10 protein-coding genes are annotated in these 9,339 nt (G+C 73.0%); 6 read left to right on the forward strand and 4 right to left on the reverse strand.

Annotated elements, in window-relative coordinates; genetic code table 11:
• Positions 1–28: 28 nt before the first annotated feature.
• Positions 29–1,003, reverse strand: coding sequence for a carbohydrate kinase family protein (locus tag GL263_RS15005; RefSeq protein WP_182856207.1), 975 nt, complete (start codon positions 1,001–1,003; stop codon positions 29–31).
• Between the two features lie 131 nt (positions 1,004–1,134).
• On the opposite strand from GL263_RS15005, the gene GL263_RS15010 reads away from it, so the two are divergent.
• Positions 1,135–1,362 (forward strand): hypothetical protein, encoded by a 228-nt coding sequence (locus tag GL263_RS15010; RefSeq protein ID WP_182856208.1) that lies wholly within the window; start codon positions 1,135–1,137, stop codon positions 1,360–1,362.
• A 107-nt stretch (positions 1,363–1,469) separates the two neighbouring features.
• Positions 1,470–3,077 (forward strand): hypothetical protein, encoded by a 1,608-nt coding sequence (locus GL263_RS15015; RefSeq protein ID WP_182856209.1) that lies wholly within the window; start codon positions 1,470–1,472, stop codon positions 3,075–3,077.
• A 102-nt stretch (positions 3,078–3,179) separates the two neighbouring features.
• On the opposite strand, the gene GL263_RS15020 is transcribed toward GL263_RS15015, so the two are convergent.
• Entirely contained in the window at positions 3,180–3,536 is a 357-nt protein-coding gene (locus tag GL263_RS15020; RefSeq protein ID WP_143647312.1) for a HesB/IscA family protein, read from the reverse strand.
• 337 nt (positions 3,537–3,873) lie between these two features.
• Here GL263_RS15020 and nadA point away from each other — a divergent pair, with 337 nt between their 5' ends.
• Together nadA and GL263_RS15030 are read left to right on the forward strand one after the other, a co-directional pair.
• Positions 3,874–5,064, forward strand: a complete 1,191-nt coding sequence (gene nadA / locus GL263_RS15025; RefSeq protein WP_182856214.1) for a quinolinate synthase NadA — start codon at positions 3,874–3,876, stop codon at positions 5,062–5,064.
• Between the two features lie 92 nt (positions 5,065–5,156).
• Entirely contained in the window at positions 5,157–6,023 is an 867-nt protein-coding gene (locus GL263_RS15030; protein WP_182856210.1) for a GNAT family N-acetyltransferase, read from the forward strand.
• 241 nt (positions 6,024–6,264) lie between these two features.
• Here the strand turns inward: GL263_RS15030 and GL263_RS15035 are convergent, their stop codons facing one another.
• Together GL263_RS15035 and GL263_RS15040 are read right to left on the reverse strand one after the other, a co-directional pair.
• On the reverse strand, positions 6,265–7,059 hold the full coding sequence (locus GL263_RS15035) for a class I SAM-dependent methyltransferase (RefSeq protein WP_182856211.1): 795 nt from the start codon (positions 7,057–7,059) through the stop codon (positions 6,265–6,267).
• A complete protein-coding gene (locus tag GL263_RS15040) occupies positions 7,059–7,661 on the reverse strand; it encodes a DUF3043 domain-containing protein (protein ID WP_182856212.1) in 603 nt (200 codons plus the stop codon). The genes GL263_RS15035 and GL263_RS15040 overlap by 1 nt, the downstream gene beginning before the upstream one ends.
• 241 nt (positions 7,662–7,902) lie before the next feature.
• Here GL263_RS15040 and GL263_RS15045 point away from each other — a divergent pair, with 241 nt between their 5' ends.
• Positions 7,903–8,682: a PspA/IM30 family protein gene (locus GL263_RS15045; protein WP_182856215.1), complete on the forward strand. Its 780-nt coding sequence runs from the start codon at positions 7,903–7,905 to the stop codon at positions 8,680–8,682.
• Between the two features lie 37 nt (positions 8,683–8,719).
• Entirely contained in the window at positions 8,720–9,004 is a 285-nt protein-coding gene (gene pspAA / locus GL263_RS15050; protein WP_182856213.1) for a PspA-associated protein PspAA, read from the forward strand.
• The last annotated feature ends 335 nt before the right edge of the window (positions 9,005–9,339 follow it).

The raw sequence follows: 9,339 nt of genomic DNA on the forward strand, positions 1-9,339 counted from the left end.
GCGGGTGGGCGTCGTGCGGCCCCCGGCGCTACGGCAGGAAGCTCTGCACCTCGGCGGCGGCGTCCGCGCCGTACGCCTTGGTGAAGCGCTCGATGAAGTGGCCGCGGCTCAGCTCGTACTCCTGCGTGCCGACGGTCTCGATGACCAGGGTGGCCAGCATGCAGCCGATCTGGGCGGAGCGCTCCAGGCTGACGCCCCAGGCGAGCCCGGACAGGAAGCCGGCGCGGAAGGCGTCGCCGACGCCGGTCGGGTCGACCTTGGCCTCCTCCTCCGGGCAGCCGACCTCGATGGTGGGCTGGCCGGACCGCACGATCCGCACGCCGCGCGCGCCGAGCGTGGTGACCTGCGTGCCGACCTTCTCCAGCACCTGCTCGCTGGACCAGCCGGTCTTGCTCTCGATCAGCGCCACCTCGTACTCGTTGGAGAAGAGGTAGGCCGCGCCCTCGGTCAGCGCGCGGATCTCCTCACCACCCATCCGGGCCAGCTGCTGCGAGTAGTCGGCGGCGAACGGGATGCCGCGGGTACGGCACTCCTCGGTGTGCCGCATCATCGCCTCGGGGTCGTCGGCGCCGATGTGCACCAGGTCCAGGCCGCCGACGCGCTCGGCCACCGAGTGCAGCTCGATGAGCCGGGCCTCGCTCATGGCCCCGGTGTAGAAGGAGCCGATCTGGTTGTGGTCGGTGTCGGTGGTGCAGATGAAGCGCGCGGTGTGCAGCACCTCGGAGATGCGGACGGAGTCGGTGTCCACGCCGTGCCGGTCGAGCCAGGCGCGGTACTCGGCGAAGTCCGAGCCGGCGGCGCCGACGAGGATCGGCCGGGCGCCGAGCTGCCCCATGCCGAAGCAGATGTTGGGGCCGACGCCGCCACGACGGACGTCGAGGCCGTCGACCAGGAACGACAGCGACACCGTGTGCAGCTGGTCGGCGACGAACTGGTCGGCGAACCGACCGGGGAACGTCATCAGGTGGTCGGTGGCGATGGAGCCGGAAACGGCGATACGCACGGCTGTCTGCTCCTGGGGAGGCGGAAGTGTGGGCGATCCACGCTACCCGTTCGGGGTACCGTCAACGAGCCCCCTAAACTACCCGAAAGTAGCTCTTACCAGGGCCCCGTGCGATGCGTAGCGTCAGCTTCATGACAAACCGCACGCCCGCGAAGGCGTCCTCCACCGACGGCCACGCCCCCGAGCCGGAATCACTCGCCCAGCTCCGGCAGGACTGCTCGCGCATGTCCGCCCGCTGGGGTACGTCGCTCGACCAGCACCGCGCCGAGCGGCGGCCGGCGCCGACCGGCCCGACCGGCGTCCGGGTGCCGGCGCGTTCGGCCCGGCTGCTGGACGGCATGTCCGACTACGGCGACTGAGCCGAGCCCCCGTCTGATCGGTTCCGGGGCCGACACCCCGGAACCGATCACGCTCCTGCCCCGTCCCAGAGTCGTCAAGGCGTACGGGGAGCCGAAGGAGCGATGTGGTGAGCACCGGAACACCTGCCGGGGAGACGTCGGCGAGGCCGCGCCGGCGGCGGCTGACGGCCGTGTCGGTGGCGGCCGCCGTGGTACTGGCCGGCGGCGGTACCTACCTCCTCCAGTCGACGTTCGACGGAAACCGGACGGGGACCGCCTCCGACGAGGAGCGGCGCGCACCGGAGCCGCTGGTCCTGGACGGCCACGGCTCCGCCGAGGACGCCGCCCGCACCAACGGGGACGCCCCCGACCTGCGGCTGGCGGGTCCGGCGACCCGCGCGCCCGAGCGGGCGCCGGTGTACCGGGCGGGTTCCGTGCCGCGCGCGGCGGTCGAACGGCTCGCGGACGCGCTGGGTGTCAGCGCCGAGCCCGCGCGGCAGGGCGACGGCTGGCTGGTGACCGAGGGCCGGGACGGCACCGGGCCCAGCCTGCGGGTGCGCGCCACCGGCGCCGGCGAGCGCGGGCAGTGGAACTTCACCGCGACCGGCCCGGCCGTCGGCCCGGGCTGCGGGAAGCTGCCGGGTGCCGAGCCCGGCGGGAAGCCGGGCGTGGGGCCGGGACCGGGCAAGCCGCCGCGCTGCCCGATGCCGCACGAGGGCGGTGTCCTGCCGGACGCGCCCGTGGCGCCGGACTCCGGACCGGGCTCCCCCGACGGCACCGTGAGCTCGGACGACACCGTGAGCTCGGACGGCGTCGTGAGCTCCGACGGCGACACCCCGGTGGACAGCCCGGCGCTTCCGGCGCCCGGCGCGGACGACGGTGGGGAGCCGGTCTCCGAGCAGCGGGCGAAGAAGGCGGCCGCGCCCGTGCTGCGCGCGCTCGACCTGGAGAAGGCGGAGCTGGACGCCTCGGCGACCACCGGCGCGCTGCGCACGGTCGTCGCGAAGCCGAAGCTGGACGGGCTGCCGGTGCGGGGGTGGGACACCGCCCTGACCGTCGACGCCACCGGCACGGTGGTGGCCGGCCACGGCTCGCTGGCCCCGCTCGAGGCGGGCCCCTCCTACCCGGTGCTGGACGCGAAGCGCACCCTGTCGGAGCTGAACCGCACCCGCGCCTCGGGCGCCACCGAGCCGCACTGTGTGCAGGAGCCCTGCGAGGCGCCGGCGGAGAAGCGGGCGGGCGGCGAGGTGCGCCGGGCGGTCTTCGGCCTGGCCGCGCACTCCTCGGAGGGCCGGCCGGTGCTCGTGCCGTCCTGGCACTTCGAGCTGGCGGGCGGCGGCGCGGTGACCCACCCGGCGGTCGACCCGAAGCACCTGGCCCCGGCGAACGACGCCTCTCGCGGGCCGTCGGGCGCCGAGCCCGGCCAGCCGGGTTCCGTCGACCCCGCCGACCCCGTGCCGCACGCCGGCGAGTTCGTGGAGCCCTACCGGCCCGGCGACCGGCGGCTGACCGTGCACTTCTGGGGCGGGGTGTGCAGCGACTACTCGGCGAAGGCGGTGGAGAGCGCCGAGCGGGTACGGATCGTGATCAAGGAGCGGGAGCACCAGCCGGGCGGCGTCTGCATCAAGATCGCGAAGGAGATGAAGCTGGACGTCGAGCTGGAGAAGCCGGTCGGTGAGCGCGAGGTCGTGGACGGCCGGGGCGAGCCGCTGCCGCAACGCGAGTCCCGCCGCTGAGGGCCGCGGCCCCTCCCGCCTACGCGCGGCGAGCGCCGCGAGAGAACAGCGCTGCCCTCCTCCGGTCCTTGTCGGGCCGGAGGAGGGCAGCGGTGTGTCGGATCAGCTGAAGCTGTCGCCGCAGGCGCAGGAGCCGGTGGCGTTGGGGTTGTCGATCGTGAAGCCCTGCTTCTCGATCGTGTCGACGAAGTCGATGGAGGCGCCGCCCAGGTAGGGGGCGCTCATCCGGTCGGTGACGACCTTGACGCCGTCGAAGTCCTTCACGACGTCCCCGTCGAGCGAGCGCTCGTCGAAGAACAGCTGGTAGCGCAGGCCCGAGCAACCACCGGGCTGGACTGCGACGCGCAGCGCCAGGTCCTCCCGGCCTTCCTGCTCCAGCAGGCCCTTGACCTTCGCCGCGGCGGCGTCGGACAGGATGATGCCGTCAGTCGTCGTAGCGGTCTCGTCCGATACGGACATCTGCTTCTCTCCCGGGTTGTTCGGACTGCTCTGCCGACTGCTGCAACAGACGGCCTCCCGGATTGATTCCGGTCTGGCGGTGCCGTTTCGGTGAATCACGCCGCTGCGGTGGTTCACGCCGCTGCGGCGTCCACCCCGCGCCCCGCGCGAGCGGGCACCACTGCCATGCTCGCACACCCGGCGGGAGACGGTCATCGTCCCCGGCGTCGCAGCCAGATGCGTCACACCGGACAGGACGGCCATCGTCACACTGACGCGAAGCGGTTATGATAGATAGCGTCAAATCGACGAAAAGCGTTGAGCCGTGTCATCAGAAAGGGTGCGTGCCGTGACCGCCGTGTCGAACGCAGCCGAGCCCCTGGACGTCCAGCCCACGCCGCTCGCGCTGCTGCTGCTCGGCCGGGAGGCCGACCCCAGGAGCGAGCGCGGTGTGGAGTGCCCGGGCGACCTGCCCTCCCCCTCCGACCCCGACCTGGTGGAGCGCGCCCGCGCCGCCAAGGCCAGGCTCGGCGACCGGGTCTTCGTACTCGGTCACCACTACCAGCGCGACGAGGTCATCGAGTTCGCGGACGTCACCGGCGACTCCTTCAAGCTCGCCCGGGAGGCCGCGGCGCGGCCGGACGCCGAGTACATCGTCTTCTGCGGTGTGCACTTCATGGCCGAGTCGGCGGACATCCTCACCTCCGACCGCCAGCAGGTCGTGCTGCCCGACCTGGCCGCCGGCTGCTCGATGGCCGACATGGCCACCGCCGAGCAGGTCGCCGAGTGCTGGGACGTGCTGACCGAGGCCGGCGTCGCCGAGCGCACGGTGCCGGTGTCGTACATGAACTCCTCCGCCGACATCAAGGCCTTCACCGGCCGGCACGGCGGCACGATATGCACCTCCAGCAACGCCAGGCGCGCGCTGGACTGGGCGTTCGAGCAGGCCGGCGAGGACGGCAAGGTGCTCTTCCTGCCGGACCAGCACCTGGGCCGCAACACCGCCGTCCGCGACATGGGCATGTCGCTGGAGGACTGCGTCGTCTACAACCCGCACAAGCCGAACGGCGGCCTCACCGCCGAGCAGCTGCGCGACGCCCGCATGATCCTGTGGCGCGGCCACTGCTCGGTGCACGGCCGCTTCTCGCTCGACTCGGTGAACGAGGTGCGCGCGCGCATTCCCGGCGTCAACGTGCTGGTGCACCCCGAGTGCAAGCACGAGGTCGTGGCCGCCGCCGACCACGTCGGCTCCACCGAGTACATCATCAACACCCTGGACGCGGCTCCGGCCGGCTCCAAGTGGGCCATCGGCACCGAGCTGAACCTGGTCCGCCGGCTGGCGAACCGGTACGCGCCCGAGGGCAAGGAGATCGTCTTCCTCGACCGCACGGTCTGCTTCTGCTCCACGATGAACCGCATCGACCTGCCGCACCTGGTGTGGGCGCTGGAGTCGCTGGCCGACGGCAAGGTGGTCAACCGCATCCAGGTCGACCCGGAGACCGAGAAGTTCGCCAAGGTGGCCCTGGAGCGCATGCTCGCCCTGCCCTGACCGGACCTGACCGGACCGGACCGACCGGCGAGGGATCCACGGACGATCACCCGGGTGTTCCCGTGCGGCGCCGCCGCTGCGAGGATGCCCGGGTGATCATCCGACCCGTTCAGGACACCACGACGGACGCCGAGGCGGTCCGCGCTCTCGCCGAGGCGGCGTTCGGCGACGACGGCCGCGCCTGGCCCGCCGAACGCGTCGACCGCCACCACCGCCGCACCCGCCACCTGGCGCGCACCGACCCGACGGGCTGCCTGCTCGCCGAGGACACCTCCGGACGTGCGCTGGGCGCCGTACTCAGCACCCGCCGCGAGGGCACCTGGGGACTGTCGCTGCTGGTCGTCCACCCCGACGCGCAGGGCGGCGGCCTCGGCCGCACCCTGCTGGACGCGGCGCTCGAACACGGAAAGGCCTGCCTGCGCGCGCTGCTGTGCTCCTCGGCCGACCCCGCCGCCGCCCGCCTCTACCGGCGGGCCGGCTTCGACCTGCACCCCGCCATGCGGCTGCGCGGCACCGTCGAGACCGACAGGCTCGCGCCGCCCGACGGCCCGGTCGCGCCCGGCTCGGCCGGCGCCTTCGACCTGCTGGACTCCGTCGACCGCCGGCTGCGCGGCGGCGCCCACGGCCCGGACCACCGCGAACTGCTCCGCGATTTCCGGCTGCTGGTCTGCGACGACCTGGCGGGCAGCGGCTACTGCTACGTGCAGCCGGACGGCTCGGACGCCAAGGTGGAGCTCCTGGCCGCCACCTCCCGCCGACTGGCCGCACGACTGCTGACGGCGGCGCTGCTGACGGTCGAACCCGGCGCGCGGGTACGCGTCGACGACCTCACCGCCGAGCAGCAGTGGGCGGTCGACGTCGGACTGGACGCGGGGCTGCGGGTGGAGAACGGCGGCTACGTGTGCGTCCGCGGCATGCGCCCACCCACGCCGTACATCCCTTCCGGCGCCTACCTGTGAGGGGCCCGGCCCACGCCGGGAGCGGCCACGTCCACCTCACGAGGAGCGGCTCCCCCAGCCTTCGGCCCGAGAGGTGCCCGTGGACGTGCGGTCTCCCCACCGAATCCGGCCGGGGACCCCGGACGGCCGGAAGCCGCTGTCACGGAGCTACCAGGGCGTGGCCCCACGACGCGGGTGCGCCCCCGGCCGGAGACCGAGGGTGCCGCGACGGGGGCAGGACGTCGCCGGTCACGGCAACCGCTCAGCCGCGTACGCCGCACAGGTGCAGCAGGGCGGCCACCGACCGGTAGGGGTCGGTCTCGCCGGCGCGCTCCTCCGCCGCGATGAGCCGCTCCCACTCCACGCCCTCGGGCACCTCGGCGTCGTCGGCGGCCTGGTCGGTGAAGACCCGCACGCCGTACCAACGCCGCAGCGGGGCACCGATACCGGAGAGCGTCGTGGTGAGGGCGTCGAGCCGGTCGGCGCGGGCCCGCACCCCGACCCGGTTGCTGTAGGACGGGTCGTCGAAGGCGGCGAGCGCCGTCTCGTAGTCCCCGGCGAGCCCCGGCCGCACGGCCAGCGCGTCGGCGTTGCGGACGAGCAGCGAGAGCAGCCCGCCGGGGGCCAGTACCCGGGCCAGCCCGGCGAGCATCGGGCCGGGCTCGCTGATGTACATCAGCACGCCGTGGCACAGCACCACGTCGAACGTGCCGGGCGCGAACTGGGCGCCGGTCTCCCGGCCGTCACCGACCCGCAGCTCGACGCGTTCGCGGATGCCCTCGGGCTCGTCGGCGAGCGCCGCCCGGGCGGCCTCCAGCATGCGTTCGTCGGTCTCCAGCCCGGTGACCTGGTGGCCGAGCCGGGCCAGTCGCAGCGCCTGGGTGCCCTGGCCGAGGCCGACGTCGAGCACCCGCAGCCGGCGGCCCACCGGGAAGCTCTCGGCGATCTGCTCGTCCAGCTGGCGTGCCACCAGGGACTGCCGGACGGCGTCGCGCAGCTTCCCGGTGTTGCCGAGCCAGCGCTCGGCGCCCTTACCGAAATCCTCGACGAGCGTCATCAGCGGCGCGGAGCCTCGCCTCGGTTGACCTGCGGCTTGGGCAGCCGCATGCGGCGCATCTGCATGGTCCGCATCAGGCCGTACATGCCGGCGCCCTTGAGGTTCTCGTTCGGGAACCGCTCGCGCAGCGCCTTCTTGAGCCGCCGCACGGTGAACACCGAGTCGATGACGATCATAATGATGACACCCATCCAGAGGACGAGTGAGAGGCTCTGCGTCTGCGGGTTCTGGATGATGCTGAGCACCAGGATGAACAGCGCGATCGGCAGGAAGTACTCCGCGATGTGCCACCGGCCGTCGATGTAGTCGCGGGCGAAGCGGCGCACCGGGCCCTTGTCGCGGTACGGCAGGTACCGCTCGTCGCCGGTCGCCAGCGCCTGCCGCTGCTTGGCCAGCGCGGCGCGGCGCTCCTCCCGGGCCCGCCGGGCCGCCGCCTTACGGTCGGCCGGCGCCTTCACGACGCTGCGACGCTGCGCCTGGGCCTCACTCCGCTTGGGAGTGGGGCGGCCCTTGGGCGCCTGGGGGTCGCGCTGCTGCTTGGTCAGGTCCGGACTCGTCGGGGCGGGCGCGGCCTGCTCATCCTTGGAACGGCTTCGGAACACGGTCCCAAGAGTACGTGGCGGTGAGGCGTGGACCCACCCCGCGTGGGAACGATCCCACAACGGTGTGCGTCCTCCACTACGACTCAGGCGGGAGACGGCGGGTCGACGATCGTCCTGGAGAAGGAGAGCGCCGGGCCCCGGACGGTGCGGTAATGGAACCCGGACCCGTAGGCTGGGTCTGTAGAAGCCCGAGGCTGGACAGTCCATACGAAGGGGGCGCGCGAGGCCCATGAGCGGTGTCATGAAGCGGATGGGAATGATTTTCCGCGCGAAGGCCAACAAGGCCCTGGACCGGGCCGAGGACCCGCGCGAGACGCTGGACTACTCGTACCAGAAGCAGCTTGAGCTGTTGCAGAAGGTCCGCCGAGGCGTCGCCGACGTGGCCACCTCCCGCAAGCGGCTCGAACTCCAGCTCAACCAGCTCAACGGGCAGTCGAGCAAGTTGGAGGACCAGAGCAAGAAGGCGCTCGCGCTCGGCCGGGAGGACCTGGCCCGTGAGGCGCTGACCCGCCGCGCCGCGCTCCAGCAGCAGATCACCGACCTCCAGACCCAGCACCAGACGCTGCAGGGCGAGGAGGAGAAGCTCACGCTCGCGGCGCAGCGGCTCCAGGCCAAGGTCGACGCCTTCCGCACCAAGAAGGAGACGATCAAGGCGACGTACACCGCCGCCCAGGCGCAGACGCAGATCGGCGAGGCGTTCTCCGGCATCTCCGAGGAGATGGGGGACGTCGGCATGGCGATCCAGCGCGCCGAGGACAAGACCGCGCAGCTCCAGGCGCGTTCCGGCGCCATCGACGAGCTGCTGGCCTCGGGTGCGCTGGACGACCCGACCGGTACCGCGCGGGACGACATCTCCGCCGAGCTGGACCGCATCTCCGGCGGCACGGACGTGGAGCTGGAGATCCAGCGCATGAAGGCGGAGCTGGCCGGCAACGGCGGCCAGCAGCAGGCGATCGAGGGCAACAGCGGCGGGGCCCAGGGCCAGCAGTCGCAGGAAGCCCCCCGGTTCGACAAGCAGTGAAGCCCGCGGCTGACAACCCCTCGAGAAGGAGCGCAACGTGATCGTGAGGATCATGGGGGAAGGCCAGGTGAGGTTGGACGACAGCCACTTCGCCGAGCTGAACAAACTGGACGACGAGCTGCTCGCGGAGATGGAGAGCGGTGACGAGCCCGGCTTCCGGCGGACGCTCCAGGCGCTGCTGGACGCCGTGCACGAGCTGGGCACCCCGCTCCCGGAGGACACGCTCGAACCGTCCGAGCTGATCCTCCCGGACCGCGAGGCCACCATCGAGGAGGTCCGCGGGATGCTGAGCGAGGACGGTCTGATCCCGCTGGAGCCGTAGCCCGACCGGCGGCCGCCGGGGCCCCGCGCCCGCCGGCGGCCGCCGACAGGCGCACGCCCGGCCCGCCGGGCGGGGCACGCTCGCGCCGTGTCCGACGACTTCGCCCGCCCCGGAGGCTCCGGGGCGGGCGAAGTCGTCCGCGCGCGGGCGGGGTCCTTCGGGTGGACGCACCGGGCGGGGTCGCTACCGGCCGACCGGGGGGACAACGGGGACACTTCTGGACATGCCCCCGCACTCTCCGCATTCCCCGTCGCGTCGCCGCCCCTGTTCCCCGCCCGCCGACCGTACGCCGCGCGACCCGGAAGCACACCCGGCCGGGCGGCTGCTCACCGCGC

Source organism: Streptomyces durbertensis (assembly GCF_014156695.1).
GTDB classification, from domain to species: Bacteria; Actinomycetota; Actinomycetes; order Streptomycetales; family Streptomycetaceae; genus Streptomyces; species Streptomyces durbertensis.